We start from the raw sequence: 20,627 nt of genomic DNA, 5'->3' as shown, positions 1-20,627 counted from the left end.
TCGGGTGATGTCAAAAGCTGATCACTCGCGGAAGGCACGGTTGAAATAGTCGGCCATCGGTTTGACCAGATAGGACAGGGGCGTGCGTTCATCGGTCTTAATCATCGCTTCAACCGGCATGCCGGGCAGAAGAACCTGACCGTTCAGCCGTTCGACCTGTCCTTCATCGGGGACCAGCTCGGCCCGGTAGAAAGTGAAACCGGTTTGTTCGTCGGTGAATGTATCGGCTGAGACGTTGATCACATGGCCGTCAAGTTCAGGCGTTTCGCGCTGGTTGAAGGCGGGAAAGCGCAGGGCAACAGGTTGGCCCACATGCAGTTGGTCCACATGGATCGCATCCACCCGTGCGGCGACCAGCAATGGCGTATCCTGCGGGACCACATACATCATCGGCTCGGCCGGCTGGATCACCGATTGCAGGGCAAAGACCTGACTGCCATAGACGGTGCCCGAAACCGGCGCACGAATGTCCAGACGGGACAGGCGTTCCGTCAGAGACAACCGCCGTTCCGATAGTTCCGCGACCTGCGATTGCACGTCGCGCAGAGTAGTAATCGCCTCTTCCCGTCGGGTGGCGTCCAGCTCAACGATCCGAATTTCGGTCGCGGCGATCTGTCCTTTGAGTCGGGCGATTGATGCCTCAAGACGCCCGATCTCACCGCTCAGGCTGGCCTCTTCCCGTTGCAGGGCCAGGACCCGGCTGGCCTGTGTCAGGCCGCGGCTCAACAGGCTTTGTTGATCTTCAAGCTCCTCGCGGATCAGCTCGACCTGCAGGCGGAGCGAGACCAGCTGCGCCTTGGTGCCGTCGATCTCACTTTCGGTTTGAACCAGCTGTTTTTTCAGCTGATCGGTTTGCTGGGTCATTGTATTCAGCCGTGCCTCGAACAGGCGTTGTTGACCGTCGATCAGGTCACGCTGGATGCCATGTTCTTGCTGAACGGCGTCCAGTTGAGTGGCCAGGTCTTCGGGGGTGGCGCTGTCCCGTTCCGCTTCCAGCCGGGCACGACGGGCGAGCAGTTCGAACAACTGTGCCTCGACGATGGTTTTTTCCGAGGACAGGAAGGTATCATCAAGCCGCAAAAGCAGATCGCCGCTGGACACGACCGCACCGTCGCGCACAAAAATTTCGCCCACGACACCGCCATCAGGATGTTGCACCACTTGCCGGTTGCTTTGCACCTCGATCGAGCCTGAGGACACAATTGCACCAGCCAGTTGGGTGTATACCGACCAGATACCAAGACCGCCGACCAGAATGGCAAGGGCCAGGAAACCCACAAATGCGGGCACGGTAATCCGCCACGGTGTGCGCCCACTGGTTTTCGTCTGTTCGGTCATCCGGTGTTCACCTGATTTAGGTTGCGTTTGATGGCACCTGCGTTCTGGACCATCGTGTTTAACACCTCGTCACGGGTGCCGAACTTGACCAGTTGCCCCTGTTCGACAACCGCCAAAGTATCGCATTCCGAGATCGCTTGAGGTCGATGGGTCATGATGATGGCTGCTTTTCCCGCCTCTTTCAGCCCGCGCACTGCAGCGTTCAGCGCTTCGGTCCCATCCGCATCAAGGGCAGAGTTCGGCTCGTCCAGGATCAGCAGCACCGGGTCGCCATAGAGGGCGCGCGCCAATGCGATGCGCTGTTTCTGACCGCCCGACAGCTGGCTGTCATTGCCTTCCAGAAACGTGTCATAGCCCTTCTCCAAAGACAGGATCAGCTCATGCGCGTTGGCCTTTTTGGCCGCCTCGACCACAGCCTGCGGATCGGGGTTTTGCGACATGCGGGCGATGTTTTCCGCGACTGACCCATTAAACAACGTCACCTGCTGTGGCAGATAGCCAATATGCTGACCCAGATCGGTGGGGTCATATTGATCCAGTGTCGCGCCGCCCAGCCGAATTTCCCCGGCGGCAGGGTGCCAGAGGCCCAGCAACGCCTTGGCTAGCGTAGTCTTGCCTGATCCGCTTTTGCCGATCACTCCAAGCGCCGTTCCGGGTTCCAGATTCAACGTCACGTTGCGTAAGGTTGGTGCAGCCGCCCCCGGAGGGATCACGGTCAGCGCTTTGGCGGCCAGGCGTGCCTCAGGCGTGGGCAGTTTGGTGCGATTTGGCTCGGGCGGGGTCTGATCCAGAAACCGGTTAAGCGAAATCCATGCTGTGCGCGCCTTTTCAATCATGGCCCATTGTCCGACCGCCTGTTCCACAGGGGCCAGAGCCCGGCCCAGCAGGATCGAGCCCGCAATCATCGCACCGGGTGACAATTCGTTTTGCAACACAAGCCATGCACCAAGCGCCAGCATAGCCGATTGCAAAAACAGCCGCAGCGATTTGGTCAGCGAGGTGAAGCTGCCGGTCCAGTCACTGGCCGCAATCGTCTGACGCAGCGCATCAGTGCGCTGGTTTAACCAGCGCAGGGTGACATCCTGTTGCATCCCCTGAGATCGAACAACCTCGGCCGCTTGGCGCGCATGCTCCGAAAAGGAATTGGCCCGCGCCGATGCAGCCTGCGCTTCCGCTACTTTGCGGCGGGTCAGGCCCTGATTCAGCAGGGCAATGACGATCAACAGCCCGCCACCCGCAACGGCCAGCCACCCCAGAAGCGGGTGGAATATGAAAATCGCCGCCAGAAACACCGGGGTCCACGGGATATCCATCACCGCGAGCAGCACAGGCGACGAGCACAGGTTCTGGATCGACTCAAGATCGCGCAAAGCAGTGGCTGGGGCCGAGCGTGCCTGCGGGTTAAGTGACCGCCGCAAAGTGGCATCGAACACGCGCTCATCCAGCTTGGATTGAAACCGCGCGCCAAAACGCGCAACGATGCGACCGCGGGCAAAATCCAGCATTGCCATCAGCGCATAAAGCAGCGCAACAAGGATAAACAGGGCTGTCAGCGTCTCAACCGCGCGCGAACTCAGCACCCGATCATAGACCTGCAACATGAACAACGGCCCGGTCAGCATCAGAAGATTGACGAAGATGCTGAACAGGAAGGCCAAAGCCAGAAAAGTGATCCCCTGATTGCGCACGGTGCGCAATTCATGGCGTGGGGCGGGCGACATTCTGTGTTCGGGTTTCAAGCTGCATTCCACATCAATCAGGTCCGGCGGTGCGGGCCCCTGACTTAGAAAGCCGGGCCTGCATTGCCAAGAATGCTTCTCTTTTCCAGCAAGAAACCGCGAATAACAAGGCAGACACAAGGCAGTTTTCGGCCAAGCGTGTCATTTGTGAAGATCGGAAGGCCTAAGGCGGACCAGACGGGAAACGCGCGGCTTAACTCAGGGCTGCGATTTGATCCAAAACCGCGTGGCTGACCGTGATCCCCTTGGCCTCGGCTTCGGCCCGGTTCTTCAGCCGTCCATCACCGGGGACGCGGGCGTCGCCATTGCCTTCGATCTCGGCGCAGATTCGAGTGATGTAGTCGGCGAAGGCGTCATTGCCAAAGCGGGCAGGGTCCAGGGCAATCAGCGTCGCCCCGCCTTTGATGTTCAGCGCGCCATGTGCTTCACGTTCAGCATTGTCGACGGATAGGGTGCCGCCAGCCAAAGCCGCGCCCAGAACCTCGACCAAAAGGGCTATTCCCGCACCTTTGTGGCCGCCAAACGGCAACAGGCTGCGGGTTTCCAGAATGGCGTCCGGATCTGCCGTCGGGGTCCCATCGCGATCCAGCCCAGCAGGTTGCCGCAAATTGTGCCCTTCGGCGGCGGCCATCTTGATGTCCATAAACGCGACGGCGGACGAGGCCTGATCCCACACCACGGGCGCGGCCCCGTCGCGGGGGCAGGCAAAGGACATCGGGTTGGTGCCAAAAACCGGGCGCACACCACCCTGTGGCACCACCAGTGACAGCGAGTTGATAACGGCGATGGCGACCAGCCCGGCCTCGGCCAATGGTTCGGTGTCAAACCGCAACGCACCTAGATGGTGACAATTGGCACAGGTGAAGGCGGCGATGCCGTTTTTACGGGTCATGTCGATCAGCTCGTCGCGCGCCGCATGGGCGGCGATCTGGTAATAACCATTATCCGCATCCCCGCGCAGAACGCCGGGGGCAATGCGGCGGATGACCGGGTTGGCCGTGGGGTTGGCGTAGCCGGAGGTGAAACTTTGCGCATAGATTGGCAGATTGTGTAAACCGTGGCTGCGCGGTCCGTCCCGTTCGGACCGCATGATGATATCGGCCAGAATATCGCTTCCAACCTCATCCACGCCAACCCCTTGCAGCGTTGATTTTGCAAGCGACCGCACATCGGCCAGCGCGAGGGTTTGCATGGACGGGTCTGTCACGGGCATGTCCTTTTGGTCTGTTGCGCAAGGTTATCAGGCACCGTCTATTGGGGTATCGACCGGCCTTGCGCTTGAATGATCTGGTGAAGGTTTAAGCCCGTGGTTTCCGGCTGAGCAACCCGTATTTCACAGCCCATGATCGAAATGACCGACGTTTGCGCTTGTCTTTCTTCAGGGCTTGCTTCGACTGGGTTCCACCTTTGCGATTGAACTCATAGACATCGATAACACGCTCGGCGCAGCCACAGGCCTCGCCCATACCGACCTTGGCGAAATAGAACTTTTCGAACCGTTCCGGTTTGTGCATGTCGATCCCCTTGCTACCTCAATTGAACACTTTTTGTTGGGCGCATGCCAAGCTTCAATATCAAGCCGTTGGAAAAGTGATGGGGCTTTCGGGCACCTTGCACCGCTATTTTCCCTTGATCTCCAAGGTGTATTGGCGTCGTGCCGAAGGCGGTGGTACCGGGAACGGGGCCGCGGCGCGGATCTGGGCCAATGCGACCTGATCGAGCTTTTTTGACCCCGAACTGCGCGAAACCTGCGCAGATTGCAGCGCGCCGTTGTCCGCAATGCGGAAGGTGATCAGGACCGATCCCCTGATGTTCACGCTTTTGCGTCGCGCCCGGAGAATTCTGCGCTTGACCTGACCGGCGTAGTTGCTGGCCTCTGCATTGCCCTGGGTCGAGGTGGTTCGTGTTACGCTTTGCGCCGTAGCTGCACCCTTTGCCGTCTTGCCCGTTTCGGCACCTTTCTTCCGGTCTTGCTCGGCGTTTCCAGCCTTCGCTGGAGTTTCGGCGGTTTTTGTTTTCTCGGGTTCAGGCTTTTGGACGGGTGGCGTTTTCGGGGCTGTCACTGGTTCGGCGATGGGCTTCTGGACCAAAGGTTGCTCGGGAGAGTGTGAGGTTTGTGCAGTTGTTGCGCTCGGTTTAGCCGGAACTGCCTCTGTGACGGATGGTGCTGCGCTTTTTCCAGATTGCGTCTCAGGCACTGCTTTTTGAGCTTGCTGGTCTGGCTCGACTGGTTGTTGCTGCATCTCAGCCGATGCCGAGGGGACAGTTCCGGCGACAAAATCCTTGAAGGAGGATCCAAGCGCGGCTGTTTCAACAGATCCACCGCCTTCTACCAACACCGGCTCGTCCGTGCGAAAATCATGCAGCGCGAGGCTATGCGTGGCGGCGGCCAACAGGATTGCGAGCGCCGTCATGGCGCGCGATCTGGGGATCATTGCAAACCTCGCTTTGTCACGACATAGATTTTCGTGGCTCCCAAGGTGCGCAGGGCATCGCTCACCTCTTTCAAACGGATCGCAGGGACCGATCTGTCGGGCACAAGGCGCACGTCATCGAGCGGAAAGTCGATTGAGGCGCGTTCAACATAGGCCTCGGCATCTGTCAGTTCAGCCTCGCGATATTCAAGCACACCATCAGCGCGAATGACCAGAGCATCCGGCGGTTCTCGCCCCTCAAGTTCCTGGGTTTCAACCAATTGAACCGAACCGCTTAGCGGCGGGGCGAGCGTTCCCGCGATCATGAAGAAAACCAGCATCAAAAAGACGACGTTGATCAGGGCAATCGTCGGCTCTCGCTTCTGCTTGGCTTTTGGTTTCAGCTGCATCATCCGATGACCTGCGTGCGTAGCTGCGCAACGGGGCGCAGCACTGTCAGAAGATCAATCAATTGCTGCGCGGTCGCATCCTGACTGAGGCTGATCAGGGCCAGCTGCTCGGTATCGCCGTCGAACAAGGCGGCAACTGCACCAAGCTGAACCTCAGACCCATCGACCAGAATGCGATCGCCTTCAAGTTTCACAAACCGCATGGGCACGTGTGAAACTGATCCGCCCGCCGAGGCGGTGGCAAACTCAATCTCTCCGAATTTTGAGAAGGTTGAGGTGAGCATGAAGAACAGCAACAGCAGGAAGATGACATCAATCAGGGATGTCATCGACAGGCGTCTGCGCCGTTTTCGGCGGGTCTCAAGCGACATGCGCTGCGGTGACCTCAGGCAGGGTACTGGTGTGTTCGACGGCTGCATGGCCAGGGGCAAAGACCGTGCGCAAGGCCTGATTGGCAAAGATGCGTTCACGTGTCATTCGCGCTTCGAACCAAGTCAGCACAAGCGAAGTTGGCATCGCGATGGCCAGCCCCGCGGCGGTGGTCAGCAGGGCCACCCAGATACCACCGGCCAAAAGCGCAGGGTCAACTGCATTGCCCGCGCCTTGCAAGGTTTGGAACGCCTCGATCATGCCCAGGACGGTGCCGAACAGGCCCAAAAGTGGTGAAAGCTGCGCAACCATATCCAGCACGTTCAAACCCCGTTCAAGCTCGGCAAACCGGGCCTCGGCCTCTGCATCGACGCGATCGGACAGGGCGGTTTCTGTACCACCGAGCGACATAGCAATCACCGGGGCCAGATAGCTGCGGCTCTTATCCAGATGCGCCATCGCGTTGGCACGTTCCTGACGATCCCAGGCCTGAATGGCGCGGGACAGTTCGATATGCCTGCCCACCCCCGCGGCCCGATATTGCCACAGCTTGTAAAGGATCAGCGACAGCGTCGCGATTGATGTGACGATCAGGATCGCCACCACCGGCCCACCGAGCGCGAGGATTCCCATCAGGTTTTGCAGGATCGCATCCATCGATTTATCCAATCAACTCGGTTTCAAGACGGCTTTTTAGCGTCAGGCCCGACATGCAGGCATCTGGCATATCCCCCTTATGGCTGCAGTCCTGCGCCCCGTTGATCAGAACGCGGCTGATCTGGTTGCAGACCATTTCGGCAAACTGAAACTGACGCACGCGCGGGCGACCGGCCGGCAGGTCTTCGAAATCCAACAGGGTCAGCAAGGTGACTTTGCCGTCAGCACCGAACAGCACAGTCTCATAGACCGCCCCGTCGATATCTATGTCGTAGGAGTTTTCGACCAGAAAGCTGACCATGCAGCTTTGGTCCTTGTCTTCGGCCGAGCTGAGCTCGATCGAGATGCCTTTGGGCTTTTCCGGCTCTTCAGCACTGGCAATCCCTGCCCCCAAAATTGGGAGCAGGGTCAGCAGGACCAGCCGAGCATTTCTATATGATGCCATTTTCATGATGGTCCTTTCGTGTGTCAGATCAGAAGGTTTTGGCGACGGTGAACTTGAAGTTCCGGCCGGGTGCGCGGCGCGACGAGAGGCTGCCCTGGTAGTCTTTGTCCAGGATGTTTTCGATCCCGGCATAGAACTCGAAACCTTTGAAAGCCCCTTCTTGCGGGAAGTAGCTGGCGCGGAGCGTGTTCACGCCGAACCCGCCCAAAGGATCGCCCGACGAGTCGAACCCGGCACGGGATCCAAGGATTTCCCAGCTGACGTCAAGTGTTTCACCAAAGCGCTGGCCGACCGTCAGGCGCGCCGTGTCGGCGGGTTCGTTGCGCCAACGGGTTTCGACGCCGGCATCCGACTCGGTCGCGTGGACGATGTTGGTGTTGAAATCCATGTAGAAACCGCCTGCACTTGCATAAGAGGCTTCGATTTCCACGCCGCGTGCATTGACATTGTCCACGTTTCGGTAGGATGTGATGTCCCACAGGGTGGTGTCATAGGCATTCACCTTGGCGCGCACGACATCGCCTGTGGCAAAGACATCGCCCGCATTATAGGAAAAACCCGCTTCCCATGTCCGCGCCTTTTCGGACTGATTCATCAAGGCCACGGTGCCGAGATCGTCAATAATGGGCGGGTTTTCCGTGTAAGCCCCGCTGCCAAAGATCGCAAAGCCATTGCTGAACTCGTAGCGCGCAGACAGGCCACCCATCAGCGCATCGTTGTCGTAGCTTGCGTTCAGCGGTGGTGTCGCATCTGAATCGCCCGAGATATCTTGTTTTTCGTAGCGTATGGCCGGGGTGAGGGTCAGGCTGTCACCTATGTTGATGTCATCAACCGCAAAGATCGCGAAACGACGATCTGTCCCGCCGGGGGCAGCATCGCCGCCTTCCAAGCGATCACGATCGATGAACTCGATTCCGGCGCGCAGATCATGTGACGCGATCCCGGTTTGGAAATAGGCTGTGTTTTTGATTGTGAGTTTCGTCGTCTCGTACCGTTGTTCCGCCTCGGCCAGATCCAGTAGCCCGGGGAAGAATGGCGATCCTTCCAGAGGGGATGAGCCTGAGATGTAGGTATTGTCGATCTTCTGGTCGGAGTAACTGAGGTTCACGTCCAGATCGACCAGATCATTTCCAGCAGGTTGGTATTGATACCGCAGTATGGCAACCCGGTTTTCTATCCGTCGATCCACATTGCCAAAAGAGTCTGCCGTGACGCTGAACGAGTCGTAAGGCACGTCTTTCTCGTCCGAGGTCGAGTTGTTCCAGGACGCCGTGATCGAGTGTTCCAGATTATCGCCAAAACTGTACTTACCTTTGATCAGATAGGACGGCAGCGTGAATTCACTATTGCCGATAGTATCGCCGTTTCCATCTTCCTGATCGTCCTGATCCCGATAGGTATAGCTCAACAGAAATTCGGTTTGTTCATTGGGTTGCCAGGCCAGGATCGACGACGAGACAAAACCATTTCCGTTCGTAGACGCTTCGAGCAGTTGGCGCAGTTTGACGCCGGGAATGCCGCCGGTGAAGTCGGATGCATCCTTGGTTTCCAGCTGAACCACACCGCCGACAACGCCGGAACCGAACTCGAAGGAACCAACGGTGCCACGGATTACGGATACGCTTTTGTAAAGCTGTGGATCGGTGAACAACTGGTTGCCGATCCGATACAGCTCTTCCGCGCCGGTGGTGGCGCCGTCGACCAGAATCAGAACTTTTTGGTCGGTGCCGAAGGTTCCGTTGGCCCCAAAGCCTCGGATATTGATACCAGACCCTTGTGGGGTCGAGCCGTTCACCAGCGTTACGCCAGGTACGGTATCGATCAGTTCGGCGACTGTGTTGGCCTGACGGTCATTGATCTCTTCCTGATCGATATTGGTGATCGGCACTGCCGTGTCGGTCTGGATTTCCCGCTTGCTTTCGCCCAGCTCCAGCGTACCCAGGAAACCGTCATCCTGTTCCTGTGCACAAGCGGCGGCTGTCATCAAACTTAGGCAAGAGGCAGTGCCCAGCAGGCCTGCCTTATAGATTCGTGCACGCATATCTGTCCCCCTATGCATGTGTAAGGACTGGAAATGCTTGCAAGCCGCTGGCTTTAGTCAGTCTTTTTTGGTGTCTTTCAGAATCGTCATTTGACGATGCCTTGTGCTCGTTAATAAAACTTACTAAAACAGTCAACAAATTTCGTGACTGTTTAAGCAGTCTCTGCCAGCGGGTCACTGACAGGGTCAGTGTCCGGGCCAGCATCATCAAAACCACCAGAAGATGGGAAACCGACTATGGAACAGGTGCTTATGGCCCCTCAGGATATCCGCGAGGCCTATGTCAACAAGGCGGGCAAGCGGGATCGGGACTTGGCGGAATCGCTCGGCTTGACCGAAGGACAACTGGTTGCAGCGTTTGTAGGGCAGGGGGCGACCCGGATATCAGCCAATTTGGATGATCTGTTTGGTCAGTTGAACGGTTTGGGCGAGGTCATGGCGCTGACGCGAAACCCGTCCTGTGTCATTGAAAAAGTTGGTCAATACGACAACTACCATTCAGGCGCTCATGCTGCGATGGTTTTGACCGAAGCGATCGATCTACGGATGTTCCCCAGCCACTGGAAACATGCCTTTGCGGTTGAGCGCGAGACCGACGCGGGAACGCGTCGCTCGATCCAGGTGTTTGATGCGGCGGGCGATGCCGTGCACAAGATATTCCTGCTTGAAGGATCGGATTTGGATCACTGGGCCCATCTGACGCGGGACTTGGCGTCAGAGGATCAATCGCAAACTTTATCGGTTGAGCCGCGCAAAGCGACCGAAGCACCCAAGGCCAACCCCGAGAAAGCTGATATCCTGCGCAGCGAATGGGCGAAGATGACGGATACGCATCAGTTCATGCGCCTGACCTCAAAGCTCAAGATGAACCGGCTGGGGGCCTATCGTATCGCAGGCGCGCCTCTGACACGACCACTGCAAACCGATATTGTCGCCGGGATGTTCGAACAGGTGCGCGACCAAGACCTTGAGGTGATGGTTTTTGTCGGCAACCGGGGATGTATCGAAATTCACGGCGGTCCGGTTGAAACGCTGAAACAGATGGGGCCTTGGTTCAACGTACTTGATCCGCAGTTCAACCTACACCTGCGCACCGACCATATTGCCGAGGTTTGGGCCGTGAACAAACCGACGCAGCGCGGCCCGGCCGTCTCGGTCGAGGTGTTCGATGCCGAAGGCGGGCTGATCTTTCAGATCTTCGGGCGTCGCTCGGGTGAAACCGATCACCGCCCGGCCTGGAACGCTTTGGTGGAGGGGCTGCCTACTTTGTCGGAACAAGAGGTCAAGAAATGAGAACCCTGATCTCTTCTATCGCGGCGCTGATCCTGTCTGCCGGAACCACGCTGGCAGAAGACCGACGCGTGATCGCCATTGGCAGCTCGGTGACGGAAATCATCTATGCGCTGGGCCAGCAAGACAGGCTTGTAGGCCGTGATCGAACCTCGACTTATCCGAAAGCCGCGCTTGAATTGCCGGACGTGGGCTATCGCCGGGCTTTGTCGCCCGAAGGCGTTCTGTCGGTTGAGCCCGATCTGATCTTGGCGCTGGAGGGGTCCGGCCCGCCGGATGCGATCAAAGTCTTGCAAGAGGCAGGGGTGGGCTATGTCACCGTAGCCGATACCTTTTCGCGTGATGGGGTTGTCGAGAAAATCCTGACCATTGGCGCCGCATTGGGTGTTGAGGCCGAGGCCGAGGCGCTGGCCGCCCAAGCGTCTAAGCAGATGGCGTTGGCGGAAAACAATGCGCAGAACCTGGCCGGGCAGGATCGGCAACGTGTCCTGTTTATATTGAACGCACGTGATGGAGACATCACTGTCGGCGGTGCAGGCACGCAGGCGGACAGCATCATAAAGATGGCCGGTGGTATCAATGCCGCCGCCGCGGTTGATGGCTTCAAACCCATCACGCCCGAGGCGCTTGCCGTCACCGCCCCGGATGTGATCCTGATGATGGAGCGTCAGGGAAATCATGCGGTTTCGGATGAAGACCTGTTTTCCCTGCCTGCGATCCAGTTGACACCGGCGGGGCGATCTACCTCGTTGATCCGGATGCCGGGGGCCTACCTGCTGGGCTTTGGTCCGCGCACCGCCGAGGCAATTGCAGATCTTTCAGCTGCGTTGCAGGATGCGAACGGATCATGACCTTGGCTCTGGACGGCGCGCCAGCGCGTACCGAGATTCAGGATCGCCGTGTTCGCGCCAGACGTATCACCCTGGGTCTGATAGCGGTGCTGATCGCGACCAGTGCGATCAGCGTTTCTGTCGGCGCATCCCAAGCCTCTCTGATCACGGCCGTTTCGGACTTGATCCAGGGGCGTCCCCTATCCGATCTCAACAGGGTCGTCCTGTGGGATGTGCGCATGCCACGCCTCGCAATGGGCGTTCTGGTTGGAGCGGCCCTGGCTGTCTCTGGGGTGGTCATGCAGGGATTGTTCCGCAACCCGCTGGCGGACCCTGGTATAGTAGGTGTCAGCGCGGGGGCTGGGCTGGGTGCGATCACGGCCATTGTCTTTGGCGGCTTGCTTCCTGTCACATTGCTGGCCTGGGTTGGGGACGGGCTGATCGCACTTGCCGCATTCCTGGGCGGCTGGGCGTCTGTATTGATCCTTTATCGTGTCTCAACCCGGCAGGGGCAGACTTCGGTCGCAACAATGCTGCTGGCGGGGATCGCGCTTGCTGCATTGTTCGGAGCGGTGACCGGCGTCATGGTTTATCTGGCTGATGATCAGCAACTAAGGGATCTGACCTTCTGGGGTATGGGGTCGCTTGCCGGGGCAACTTGGGCCAAGGTTGCAACGGCAGCCCCGATCATACTGGCATCCGTCATTTGCACGCAGTTCTTGGCGCGGGCGTTGAATGGTCTGGCGATGGGTGAGGCGATTGCCCATCACATGGGTATCCCGGTGCAGCGCAGCAAAAACATCGCTGTTCTTACGGTTGCTGGGGCCACCGGGGCTGCGGTTGCTGTGTCGGGCGGTATTGGGTTTATCGGTATTGTTGTGCCGCATCTGCTGCGGCTCAGCACCGGACCTAATCACCACCGGCTATTGATGAACTCGGCCCTGTTGGGGGCAACGCTGCTGCTATGTGCCGACATGATCAGTCGGGTTATCGTCGCCCCGGCAGAGCTGCCCATCGGAATCGTCACGGCGATACTGGGCGCGCCGGTCTTTTTCTGGATTTTATTGCGACGCCACGGGCAGATGGGGATGTAAGCCATGATGCAGGCAAAAAATATTCGTGTCCGTCTGGGACGCAAAGAGGTTCTGCACGGCGTGGAATTTACAGCAGAACCAGGGAAAGTCACGGCAATCATCGGTCCGAATGGATCGGGCAAATCAACCCTGCTGAAGACACTGAGCGGTGAGCTGGTGGGCACGGGGACCGTTTTGCTGAATGGCCACGACATCGCGGACCTGCGTCCGTGGGAATTGGCTGCGATGCGGGGTGTGCTGCCGCAGCAAACGACGGTAGCATTTCCCTTTTCCGTAAACGAAATTGTGCGGCTTGGGCTGTCCAACGGCTTGGCCGCTGCGGAAGAGAATTTACCATCGCAGGCCTTGGCGCATGTCGATCTTGCCGGATTTGAAAACCGATCCTATCAGAACCTGTCGGGCGGCGAGCAGCAGCGTGTCCAACTGGCCCGCGTGTTGACCCAAGTCTGGGAGGCAAGGGATCAGGACCAACCCCGTTGGTTGCTGTTGGACGAACCTGTCGCCAGCTTGGACATCGCGCATCAGTTCACGGTCCTGGGCATCGCGCGCGACTTCGCGGCCAAAGGCGGCGGCGTTGTTGTTGTAATGCACGATCTTAACCTGACGGCGCTGTTTGCCGATCTGGTCTATATCTTGTCCGAAGGTCACATGTGGATGTCGGGCACAGTGTCTGAGGTTCTGAACACTGAAACCATGAAGCAGGTCTATGGCATCGATTTACCCATCAACACTCTGCCGCCAACAGATATTCCTTTCGTGTTACCGCAGGCGCTATCGGGCTGATCTATGGCCGGTCCAGAACCGAAGATTTCAGGTGATCGATGAACAATCGCAGCGGAACCATGTTGCGGTATTCTCTGGGGAAATAGATGTAGGTACCGGGTGTATTGCCTAAGTGATCCTGCAAGACGGGCACCAATGTCCCTTGTGTGATCTGATCTGCACAATAGTCCCTGAAGGTGAATATCAGTCCATGACCCTTCAACGCCAGATCGACGACTGCTGGTAGTGTATTGACGATCAACGGCCCTGTGACCTCGACTGTGTAGTCCTGAGATTGGTCAATGAATGTCCAGGGTGCGATTTGACGCGAGGTGGGAAAACGATAGCGAATGCAATCATGGTTGAGCAGTTCGGCTGGTGTATTTGGAATTCCGCATCGCTCTAGATATGTCGGACTGGCCAAAACGGCGAGCGGTTCAGACTGGCTGAGCCGGACCGCGACCATGTCGGGGGCGATGCGGTCTCCGAGACGGAAACCCGCATGTAGTTCTTCTGACAACAGATCGGTCAGAGCGTCGGTAAACGCCATCTCGATTTCGATGTCAGGATAGGTGCTTCGAAAGCTTTCCAATGCGTTGCTGACATAGAGCTCGTAGACGAAATCGGTCATCGCCAGGCGCAATGCACCGCGCGGGGCATGACCGACAGAGCGGGCCGTTTCGACCGCGTCCGCCAATTGATCAAACGCAGGGCCAGCGCCGCGGAGCAAGGCCCGGCCAGCTTCTGTCAGGCTTAGCGACCGCGTGGTGCGGATTATCAGCGCTGTACCCAGTTGCGTCTCGAGCGTTTTGAGCTGATGGCTGACCGTCGAAGGTTGCAGCCCAAGCCGGTTGGCGGCGCCCTTGAACGAGCCTTCGCGGGCGATGGCATCAAAGATTTCCAAGGTCGGAAGAGGCAGTCTCATTATTCGATTTCATACACTATAGTGGTGGTTGATAGCTATATTATCACAGTTTATGTGAACAGTTAAATCTCTCATCAACAACGGCCTTGATGGAGAGACCCAATGGCGACGATCAACCTACAAAACCAACCTGATCGAAAAGGCGTGACATCCCAAGCAGTCAGCTTTGACAGCAATGGTGCGACGCTTAAAGGCATTTTGTACCAACCCGCTGAAAAGGCGGGCGCGCTACCCGGGGCGATCGTCACGGGGGCCTGGACCACGGTGAAGGAACAGATGCCGGGCACCTATGCCCGTGAATTGGCAGCACGCGGCGTCGCGGCGCTGGCGTTCGACTTTACCGGTTGGGGCGAAAGCGAAGGCGCGCCGCGTTATGTCGAAGATCCGGTGATAAAGACAGCCGATATCAAAGCTGCGGTCAGGTTCATGGCCAGTCGGGATGACATTCGCAGCGTTTCAGGCTTAGGAATTTGTGCTTCGTCTGGTTACATGGCCGAGGCGGTTGCCGACGATACTCGGCTTTCGAAACTCGCTCTGGTCGCCCCTTGGCTACACGATCCAAAAATGGCCGAGGGTATCTATGGTGGCGCAGATGCGGCCAAGGCGCTGATTTTTGCCAGTGAGGCGGCGGATGCAGCCGACACCATTCTATTGGGTGCCAGCTCGACCGATGAGACCGCAGTGATGTATCAGGCACCATATTACACCGAACAAGATCGTGGCCTGATCCCCGCCTACGACAACAAGTTTTCTGCCCTCAGCTGGAAACCTTGGCTGACTTATGATGCTCAGACCTCGGCAGATCGATTGACCAAGCCGATCCTCATGGTTGGCTCGCCTTCCATCGCACTGCCTACCGGTGCCGCAGCCTATGAGGCACGCACAAAGGCACCGTTAGAGAAGCTTTGGTTGGCCGAGGACGTCACCCAGTTCGACTTCTACGACCGCGCTGATGTGGTCAACGCTTCGGCCGATGCCGTGGCAGATTTCTTCAAAGCATGAAGGGCAGAGCAATGATGACGGATATTGCCAATACCGTTTCGCGGTTCTTTGCTGCGGTCGACCGTTGTGATTGGACCGCAGTGCAAGAGCTGATGACCGATCCATTTCATGTCGACTATTCGACTTCTGGTGGAGGACCGGCATCGGACGTAGCACCCGAAGCGCTGACAGAGGTCTGGGCAGGGCTGCTGCCTTTCTTCGATCACGTTCATCATCAGATCGGAAATCTGATCGTTGAGCAGAATGGGCATCAGGCAGAGGTTCAGTGTCATGGTATGGCGACGCATTTCATCGCCGACCATCCGGGCGGCGATCTGCAGTTCATCGTTGGAACCTACGCGTTTGATCTGATCCGCGAACAGGAAAGCTGGCGGCTGTCATCCATGCGCTTCAATTTCAAATACGCGTCGGGAAACCCGGACCTTGCCGCCGAGGCAAAACGCCGGGCCGCAGCTTAAACTCAGGAGGAGACTCATGTTCAAATCAACCGTTGCCGCATTCGCCGCTATGACGCTTACTTCGGCTGCTTTTGCAGACCTGACGGACGAACAGCAGGTCCTGAATGCCATCAACAACGTAGGTTACTATGCCGATCAGGGCGATTGGGATCAGGTTGCAGCACAATTTCATCCAGAAGGTGCAGTTCTCGACTATACCTCCTATGCCAACGCATCGGCGGGCACCTCCGCCGATCTGCCCAAGTTGTTGCCATCCGAGATTGTAGGCGCGTGGCAGACGGTCTTGCCGGGATATGATCGTACACATCACCTGATGGGCACGGAATCTGTGGCAATCGATGGTGATACTGCGACAACAACGGCCAATATCTATGCCACGCACATTCTGGAAAATGATGGCGAGGATACATGGGTTTTTATCGGTGACTATCAGCATGAGTTGGTAAAAACCGAAGTTGGCTGGAAAATCACATTCATGCGCGCGAATCTGCGTGCACAACTGGGAAACGAGAACCTGCCTGCACTTGCGGCGGAACGCGTTGCCAGCAATCAGAACTGATCTTTGCCTAAGCTGGCTTCAGATCTCGTTGGTGACCTCTTGGACGCCCCAAATTTAACGCGCACTTAAACGACGTCATGCAGGGGGTTGGGATGAAGCGTGCACTTGTTACCGGTGCCAATCGCGCGCTCGGTGCATTGCAACTTAAACCGCTGTTGGGATCAGACATTCAATCGTTCAGATTTCTTACGAGTCGTATTCAGGCAATTTGGATAAGGCCGATTTCAGCGCGTCACCCCATCCCTCGGAAATTGTGCGAAAGTAGTGATCGTCTGGTTCGAACCTGGATCGTGTACCATCTTCAAGGCTGTCTTCATCGTAGAGAAGCAGGTCAAGCGGAGCCCCGACAGATAGGTTTGCCTTGATCGTAGAGTCGAAACTTACAAGCAAGAGTTTAACAGCTTCTGGAAAGCTCATTTCTGGATCATAGGCGCGTACCAGAATTGGGCGACCATACTTTGTCTCTCCGATCTGGAAGAACGGGGTGTCTTCTCCGGCCTCGATAAAGTTACCTTCAGGGTAAATCAGAAACAGGCGAGACGGGCCGCCGTTGATCTGTCCTCCAAGGATGAGTGTCGCGTGAAAGGCGCTGTCGGCTTCCTGACCGGATCGGGCGTGCTCCTCGATAACGTCGTTCAGCGTGGCGGCCACCAGTTGCGCGACCTGGAACATTGTCGGTGCTTCCAGGATCGACGGTGAACGATCTGCCGGTGCTTTTGTGCGTTCTTCCAGCAGGCTTATGGTGGCCTGAGTGGTCGCCAGGTTTCCGGCCGTCAGAATTGTGATCGACCGGTCCCCTTCGACCGTCCAGTTGAACATCTTGTTAAAGGTGGAAACGTTGTCGACGCCTGCATTCGTGCGTGTGTCGGACATGAACACCAGCCCGCGATTCAGCCGCATGCCCACGGCATAGGTCATCAAATTCTCCGTTACTGCTGTGCGACTTGCAATTGCACTGTCAATTGCTCGCCTGCTGTCCCAATTCTGTTCCCTATTACCGGTGCGGCTTGTGCATAGTCCAGACCGGTTGCGACACGTACGTAACGATCATCAGGAGATATTCCGTTTGAAACGTCAAACCCGACCCAACCCAGCCCGTTCAGATGCACTTCGGCCCAGGCGTGGGTCGCGTCCTGCAGTTCCGTCTCGTTCATCATAAGGTAGCCTGATACATACCGTGCTGGCAGACCGATCTGTCGCGCGCAGGTAATAAAAATATGCGTGTGATCCTGACACACGCCGCGTCCAGCATCGAGGGCATCCTCGGCGCTCCAGCCCGGATGCGAGCTTCCAATCTCGTACGCGACCCGAGTTCGAATTCCTTCTGACAGGGCATGCATTTGTTCAAGCGGTTCGCCTTCGGGCAACGCTCTGATCAAATCGGCGACGCCTTTGCCCGGCATCGTCTGCGGGGTGCTTCTTTCGAACAGCCACAATGGAGTGGATCCTTCGTGACGTCCCAGCACGCCATGGGTGTCTTCCACCTCGACAACGCCTTCGGAAATCAACGAGATGCTTTGGGTATTGGCTTCGAAACTGATCAATTCCACAGTGTTGCGGTGGCAATCTTCAAATGTCAGTTCTTTGCGCCCGCCTGTGATTTCGGTGTTCCAGTTTTCAATGTTCTGATTTCGGAATGACTTTGGTGTCTTCCTCAGTTGTTGCAGGCCGAAGGGAACTGGCGCGTCAAAATCGTATCGTGTCTCGTGTCGAATGTGCAGCTTCATTGTCTACTCGTAGAACCGGTAATCAATCTCGATCTGACGGCTTAAGCCAACGAGATCGTTAAGAAAATCTTGAATGTACTCATGGAGACCAAATTCAAAGATATCGGAGATCTTCTGATCTAGGTATTTTTCGTAGAGAGCATTTGATGCCTCACACGAAGGTCCGGCAAAGCCGTAGTCCTTCTTGAGGTAAGACAGGTTCTCTTGCAGTTTCCTGCAACAAAAATGAAGGCTTCGTGGCATACGTTGATCCAGGATCAGAAACTGCGCAATATCAGACGGCCGTGTTTTGTCGCCATGGGTCATTCGGTACCCGCCGCCAGCGCCTACCGAGCGCAAGATGCTTTCCCATTGGATGTTATCCAGTGATGAACCGACCGAGAAGGCGGTGGGCAGAAGCACGTAATACTTCACGTCCAGAATGCGCCCTGTGTTGTCGGCCCGCTCAACAAACGTTCCGAGGCGAACGAAGTCGAACATGTCGTTGCGCAACATGGTCCCCAGTATTGCCCCGCGGACCAAGGCCGCCTGATGCCGAATAAGCTCCAGCGTTGCAGGCAAATCCCTTTCATTCACACGCCGTTTCATAGCCTCATCCAATTGCATCCAGGTCGCGTTTACCGCGCTCCAGACATCATGTGTCAGGGCAGTTCGAACCAGGCGTGCATTATTCCGCGCCTGTTTGATAACCGACTTGATCGAAGATGGGTTATCCGCATCGCGTAGCATCCAATCCACAGCATTGTCTTTTGAGATGTCTTCGTATTTCGCATGGTACCCATCCAGAACACCGGCTGTTTTCAGAACCGAGCCCCATTCCTCGGCCGAGTTCTTGGTGCGGGTCAAAGCCATCCTTTGCCCTGTTTCAAGCAGTCTGGCCGTGTTTTCCGCACGCTCCAGATACCGAGCCATCCAGAACAGCCCACCGGCAGTTTTTCCCAGCATGGTCAGTCCTCCAGAACCCAGGTGTCTTTGGTCCCGCCGCCCTGGCTTGAGTTCACGACCAACGACCCTTTCTTAAGCGCCACGCGAGTCAAACCGCCAGGCGTTATCTTGATCCCCTCGGGAGACACCAAAACGAACGGGCGCAGATCGACATGTCTGGGCGCCAGCCCCGAACGTGCGAAAATCGGAACCGTCGAAAGCGACAATGTCGGTTGGGCGATATAGTTTGCGGGCCGCGATTTGAGCTTGTCGCGGAATGCCGAGATCTCTTTCTTACTGGCCGTTGGACCAATCAACATTCCGTAGCCGCCAGACCCGTGCACTTCTTTCACGACCAAATCGGACAGATTGTCCAGCACGTAGGACAGAGACTGGGGATCGCTGCAACGCCAGGTGGGAACATTTTGAAGCAGAGGCTTCTCGCCTGTGTAAAACTCAACGATCTCGGGCATGTAGGAATAGATCGCCTTATCATCGGCAATGCCTGTTCCGGGCGCGTTGGCGATTGTGATACCGCCTGCGCGATAAACGTCCAGAATACCCGGCACGCCCAAGGCGCTATCGGGGTTAAAGTTCAGTGGGTCGAGGAAGTCGTCATCGACCCTGCGATAGAGAACGTCGATAGGCTTGTAACCCTTCGTAGTGCGCATGCAGACGCGCCCGTCGACAACGCGCAGGTCATGCCCTTCGACCAACTCGACAGCCATCTGATCAGCGAGAAACGCGTGCTCGTAATAGGCCGAGTTATATATGCCGGGTGTCAGGACAGCGACAGTGGGTTCACCCTCTGCGCAGGTTGGAGCGCAGGCCGCCAAAGACCGCCTGAGACTGCGTGGATAGTCAGAAACGTTTCGAACGTTTGTGGCGCTAAAGAGCTCGGGAAACATCTTCAGCATCGTTTCCCGGTTCTCGAGCATGTAGCTCACCCCGGACGGGGTGCGGGCATTGTCTTCTAGCACGAAGAACTCATCCGGACCGGTTCGCACCAAATCGACACCAACAATATGCGTATAGACCTGACCGGGTGGTGAGACGCCAAGCATCTGCGGCAGGAACGCTTCGTTCCCGGCAATCATCTCAGCCGGTACACGCCCGGCCCGGACAATTTCCTGACGGTGGTAAATGTCGTGGAGAAATGCGTTGATCGCCCGCACCCGCTGTTCGATGCCGCGCTCCAGCCGCTGCCATTCCCGCGCAGAAATGACCCGTGGCACAATATCAAACGGGATCAACCGTTCCTCGGCTTCGGCTTTGCCGTAAACGTTAAAAGTAATCCCTGTCAGCCTGAAAACTTCTTCGGCTTCGCGCTGTTTGGCCCGCAATCTTGATGCGTCTTCAGCGTTGAACCAACGGCCGATTTCTTCATACGGACCCCTGAGCGATCCGTCGCCGTTGAACATCTCATCAAAATATTCACTCATGAGAGAAGTTTCACGATCTAGCCAGAATGTTCAAGCTATTCGCACGCGTTTGATTGATCCGCTCAGTCGGAACGTCTAATTTTCGGGCTGGTTGAATGATGTGAAGTTCTTAGGCTCCAGACTCATTGATTTACAGCCGGAACAAGACGGTAGCTGCGAGTGCAATGGCTGAGAGGAAGACCTTCGGGCATCTATCATAGC

Annotated in this window: 22 protein-coding genes; 7 read left to right on the top strand and 15 right to left on the bottom strand. The window is 57.0% G+C overall.

All coding sequences use genetic code 11. The features are described from left to right. Positions 1–21: 21 nt before the first annotated feature. From ACR0EL_RS19420 to ACR0EL_RS19375, 10 genes are all read right to left on the bottom strand, one after another. Positions 22–1,338 carry an HlyD family type I secretion periplasmic adaptor subunit gene (locus ACR0EL_RS19420; protein ID WP_480501673.1) on the bottom strand — a complete coding sequence of 439 codons (1,317 nt, stop codon included), beginning with the start codon at positions 1,336–1,338 and terminating at the stop codon, positions 22–24. Then, the gene (locus ACR0EL_RS19415; RefSeq protein WP_480501672.1) at positions 1,335–3,059 is read right to left on the bottom strand and encodes a type I secretion system permease/ATPase; all 1,725 of its coding nucleotides are present in this window, start codon (positions 3,057–3,059) and stop codon (positions 1,335–1,337) included. Before ACR0EL_RS19415 ends, ACR0EL_RS19420 begins: the two co-directional genes overlap by 4 nt. 211 nt (positions 3,060–3,270) lie before the next feature. Then, positions 3,271–4,284, bottom strand: coding sequence for an Ldh family oxidoreductase (locus ACR0EL_RS19410; RefSeq protein ID WP_480501671.1), 1,014 nt, complete (start codon positions 4,282–4,284; stop codon positions 3,271–3,273). Positions 4,285–4,375: 91 nt separating this feature from the next. Continuing rightward, positions 4,376–4,591, bottom strand: a complete 216-nt coding sequence (locus ACR0EL_RS19405) for a hypothetical protein (RefSeq protein WP_170534685.1) — start codon at positions 4,589–4,591, stop codon at positions 4,376–4,378. Between the two features lie 105 nt (positions 4,592–4,696). Then, entirely contained in the window at positions 4,697–5,512 is an 816-nt protein-coding gene (locus ACR0EL_RS19400; protein ID WP_480501670.1) for an energy transducer TonB, read from the bottom strand. Then, a complete protein-coding gene (locus ACR0EL_RS19395) occupies positions 5,509–5,904 on the bottom strand; it encodes an ExbD/TolR family protein (RefSeq protein WP_480501669.1) in 396 nt (131 codons plus the stop codon). The genes ACR0EL_RS19400 and ACR0EL_RS19395 overlap by 4 nt, the downstream gene beginning before the upstream one ends. After that, a complete protein-coding gene (locus ACR0EL_RS19390) occupies positions 5,901–6,272 on the bottom strand; it encodes a biopolymer transporter ExbD (RefSeq protein ID WP_480501668.1) in 372 nt (123 codons plus the stop codon). The genes ACR0EL_RS19395 and ACR0EL_RS19390 overlap by 4 nt, the downstream gene beginning before the upstream one ends. Beyond that, the gene (locus ACR0EL_RS19385; RefSeq protein WP_480501667.1) at positions 6,262–6,927 is read right to left on the bottom strand and encodes a MotA/TolQ/ExbB proton channel family protein; all 666 of its coding nucleotides are present in this window, start codon (positions 6,925–6,927) and stop codon (positions 6,262–6,264) included. Before ACR0EL_RS19385 ends, ACR0EL_RS19390 begins: the two co-directional genes overlap by 11 nt. A 4-nt stretch (positions 6,928–6,931) precedes the next feature. Continuing rightward, the gene (locus ACR0EL_RS19380) at positions 6,932–7,372 is read right to left on the bottom strand and encodes a hypothetical protein (protein ID WP_480501666.1); all 441 of its coding nucleotides are present in this window, start codon (positions 7,370–7,372) and stop codon (positions 6,932–6,934) included. 28 nt (positions 7,373–7,400) lie between these two features. After that, a complete protein-coding gene (locus ACR0EL_RS19375) occupies positions 7,401–9,413 on the bottom strand; it encodes a TonB-dependent receptor domain-containing protein (RefSeq protein ID WP_480501665.1) in 2,013 nt (670 codons plus the stop codon). A gap of 237 nt (positions 9,414–9,650) precedes the next feature. Here ACR0EL_RS19375 and ACR0EL_RS19370 point away from each other — a divergent pair, with 237 nt between their 5' ends. The 4 genes from ACR0EL_RS19370 to ACR0EL_RS19355 are packed head-to-tail and all read left to right on the top strand — an operon-like array spanning position 9,651 to position 13,410. After that, positions 9,651–10,706, top strand: a complete 1,056-nt coding sequence (locus ACR0EL_RS19370) for a hemin-degrading factor (RefSeq protein WP_480501664.1) — start codon at positions 9,651–9,653, stop codon at positions 10,704–10,706. Further along, the gene (locus ACR0EL_RS19365) at positions 10,703–11,554 is read left to right on the top strand and encodes a heme/hemin ABC transporter substrate-binding protein (protein WP_480501663.1); all 852 of its coding nucleotides are present in this window, start codon (positions 10,703–10,705) and stop codon (positions 11,552–11,554) included. Before ACR0EL_RS19370 ends, ACR0EL_RS19365 begins: the two co-directional genes overlap by 4 nt. Continuing rightward, the gene (locus ACR0EL_RS19360; RefSeq protein ID WP_480501662.1) at positions 11,551–12,627 is read left to right on the top strand and encodes a FecCD family ABC transporter permease; all 1,077 of its coding nucleotides are present in this window, start codon (positions 11,551–11,553) and stop codon (positions 12,625–12,627) included. The genes ACR0EL_RS19365 and ACR0EL_RS19360 overlap by 4 nt, the downstream gene beginning before the upstream one ends. Before the next feature lie 3 nt (positions 12,628–12,630). Further along, the gene (locus ACR0EL_RS19355; protein ID WP_480501661.1) at positions 12,631–13,410 is read left to right on the top strand and encodes a heme ABC transporter ATP-binding protein; all 780 of its coding nucleotides are present in this window, start codon (positions 12,631–12,633) and stop codon (positions 13,408–13,410) included. 1 nt (position 13,411) lies between these two features. On the opposite strand, the gene ACR0EL_RS19350 is transcribed toward ACR0EL_RS19355, so the two are convergent. Next, on the bottom strand, positions 13,412–14,314 hold the full coding sequence (locus tag ACR0EL_RS19350; RefSeq protein WP_480501660.1) for a LysR family transcriptional regulator: 903 nt from the start codon (positions 14,312–14,314) through the stop codon (positions 13,412–13,414). Positions 14,315–14,416: 102 nt separating this feature from the next. Here ACR0EL_RS19350 and ACR0EL_RS19345 point away from each other — a divergent pair, with 102 nt between their 5' ends. The 3 genes from ACR0EL_RS19345 to ACR0EL_RS19335 are packed head-to-tail and all read left to right on the top strand — an operon-like array spanning position 14,417 to position 16,333. After that, positions 14,417–15,316 carry an alpha/beta hydrolase gene (locus ACR0EL_RS19345; RefSeq protein ID WP_480501659.1) on the top strand — a complete coding sequence of 300 codons (900 nt, stop codon included), beginning with the start codon at positions 14,417–14,419 and terminating at the stop codon, positions 15,314–15,316. Between the two features lie 11 nt (positions 15,317–15,327). Beyond that, a complete protein-coding gene (locus ACR0EL_RS19340; protein ID WP_480501658.1) occupies positions 15,328–15,774 on the top strand; it encodes a nuclear transport factor 2 family protein in 447 nt (148 codons plus the stop codon). 16 nt (positions 15,775–15,790) lie between these two features. Next, on the top strand, positions 15,791–16,333 hold the full coding sequence (locus tag ACR0EL_RS19335; RefSeq protein ID WP_480501657.1) for a nuclear transport factor 2 family protein: 543 nt from the start codon (positions 15,791–15,793) through the stop codon (positions 16,331–16,333). Positions 16,334–16,519: 186 nt separating this feature from the next. Here the strand turns inward: ACR0EL_RS19335 and ACR0EL_RS19330 are convergent, their stop codons facing one another. From ACR0EL_RS19330 to ACR0EL_RS19315, 4 genes are read right to left on the bottom strand one after another with little or no spacing between them, the layout of a single operon-like run. Continuing rightward, on the bottom strand, positions 16,520–17,251 hold the full coding sequence (locus ACR0EL_RS19330) for a proteasome-type protease (protein ID WP_480501656.1): 732 nt from the start codon (positions 17,249–17,251) through the stop codon (positions 16,520–16,522). 11 nt (positions 17,252–17,262) lie between these two features. Next, the gene (locus ACR0EL_RS19325) at positions 17,263–18,060 is read right to left on the bottom strand and encodes a transglutaminase family protein (RefSeq protein ID WP_480501655.1); all 798 of its coding nucleotides are present in this window, start codon (positions 18,058–18,060) and stop codon (positions 17,263–17,265) included. 3 nt (positions 18,061–18,063) lie between these two features. Further along, complete coding sequence (locus ACR0EL_RS19320; protein WP_480501654.1) at positions 18,064–19,005, bottom strand: alpha-E domain-containing protein; 942 nt, start codon at positions 19,003–19,005, stop codon at positions 18,064–18,066. Positions 19,006–19,007: 2 nt separating this feature from the next. Further along, entirely contained in the window at positions 19,008–20,426 is a 1,419-nt protein-coding gene (locus ACR0EL_RS19315; protein WP_170534721.1) for a circularly permuted type 2 ATP-grasp protein, read from the bottom strand. Positions 20,427–20,627 lie beyond the last annotated feature (201 nt).

The sequence above is a fragment of the Ruegeria sp. AH12 genome, assembly GCF_056541465.1.
This window is presented reverse-complemented; position numbering and strand designations above follow the sequence as displayed.

Coding starts and splice junctions, on each gene's coding strand:
- ACR0EL_RS19370 (WP_480501664.1), top strand. CDS start 9,651: ATGGAACAGGTGCTTATGGCCCCTCAGGATATCCGCGAGGCCTATGTC.
- ACR0EL_RS19345 (WP_480501659.1), top strand. CDS start 14,417: ATGGCGACGATCAACCTACAAAACCAACCTGATCGAAAAGGCGTGACA.
- ACR0EL_RS19315 (WP_170534721.1), bottom strand. CDS start 20,426: ATGAGTGAATATTTTGATGAGATGTTCAACGGCGACGGATCGCTCAGG.
- ACR0EL_RS19355 (WP_480501661.1), top strand. CDS start 12,631: ATGATGCAGGCAAAAAATATTCGTGTCCGTCTGGGACGCAAAGAGGTT.
- ACR0EL_RS19380 (WP_480501666.1), bottom strand. CDS start 7,372: ATGGCATCATATAGAAATGCTCGGCTGGTCCTGCTGACCCTGCTCCCA.
- ACR0EL_RS19420 (WP_480501673.1), bottom strand. CDS start 1,338: ATGACCGAACAGACGAAAACCAGTGGGCGCACACCGTGGCGGATTACC.
- ACR0EL_RS19360 (WP_480501662.1), top strand. CDS start 11,551: ATGACCTTGGCTCTGGACGGCGCGCCAGCGCGTACCGAGATTCAGGAT.
- ACR0EL_RS19375 (WP_480501665.1), bottom strand. CDS start 9,413: ATGCGTGCACGAATCTATAAGGCAGGCCTGCTGGGCACTGCCTCTTGC.
- ACR0EL_RS19390 (WP_480501668.1), bottom strand. CDS start 6,272: ATGTCGCTTGAGACCCGCCGAAAACGGCGCAGACGCCTGTCGATGACA.
- ACR0EL_RS19320 (WP_480501654.1), bottom strand. CDS start 19,005: ATGCTGGGAAAAACTGCCGGTGGGCTGTTCTGGATGGCTCGGTATCTG.
- ACR0EL_RS19385 (WP_480501667.1), bottom strand. CDS start 6,927: ATGGATGCGATCCTGCAAAACCTGATGGGAATCCTCGCGCTCGGTGGG.
- ACR0EL_RS19400 (WP_480501670.1), bottom strand. CDS start 5,512: ATGATCCCCAGATCGCGCGCCATGACGGCGCTCGCAATCCTGTTGGCC.
- ACR0EL_RS19325 (WP_480501655.1), bottom strand. CDS start 18,060: ATGAAGCTGCACATTCGACACGAGACACGATACGATTTTGACGCGCCA.
- ACR0EL_RS19405 (WP_170534685.1), bottom strand. CDS start 4,591: ATGCACAAACCGGAACGGTTCGAAAAGTTCTATTTCGCCAAGGTCGGT.
- ACR0EL_RS19335 (WP_480501657.1), top strand. CDS start 15,791: ATGTTCAAATCAACCGTTGCCGCATTCGCCGCTATGACGCTTACTTCG.
- ACR0EL_RS19365 (WP_480501663.1), top strand. CDS start 10,703: ATGAGAACCCTGATCTCTTCTATCGCGGCGCTGATCCTGTCTGCCGGA.
- ACR0EL_RS19415 (WP_480501672.1), bottom strand. CDS start 3,059: ATGTCGCCCGCCCCACGCCATGAATTGCGCACCGTGCGCAATCAGGGG.
- ACR0EL_RS19350 (WP_480501660.1), bottom strand. CDS start 14,314: ATGAGACTGCCTCTTCCGACCTTGGAAATCTTTGATGCCATCGCCCGC.
- ACR0EL_RS19340 (WP_480501658.1), top strand. CDS start 15,328: ATGATGACGGATATTGCCAATACCGTTTCGCGGTTCTTTGCTGCGGTC.
- ACR0EL_RS19330 (WP_480501656.1), bottom strand. CDS start 17,251: ATGACCTATGCCGTGGGCATGCGGCTGAATCGCGGGCTGGTGTTCATG.
- ACR0EL_RS19395 (WP_480501669.1), bottom strand. CDS start 5,904: ATGATGCAGCTGAAACCAAAAGCCAAGCAGAAGCGAGAGCCGACGATT.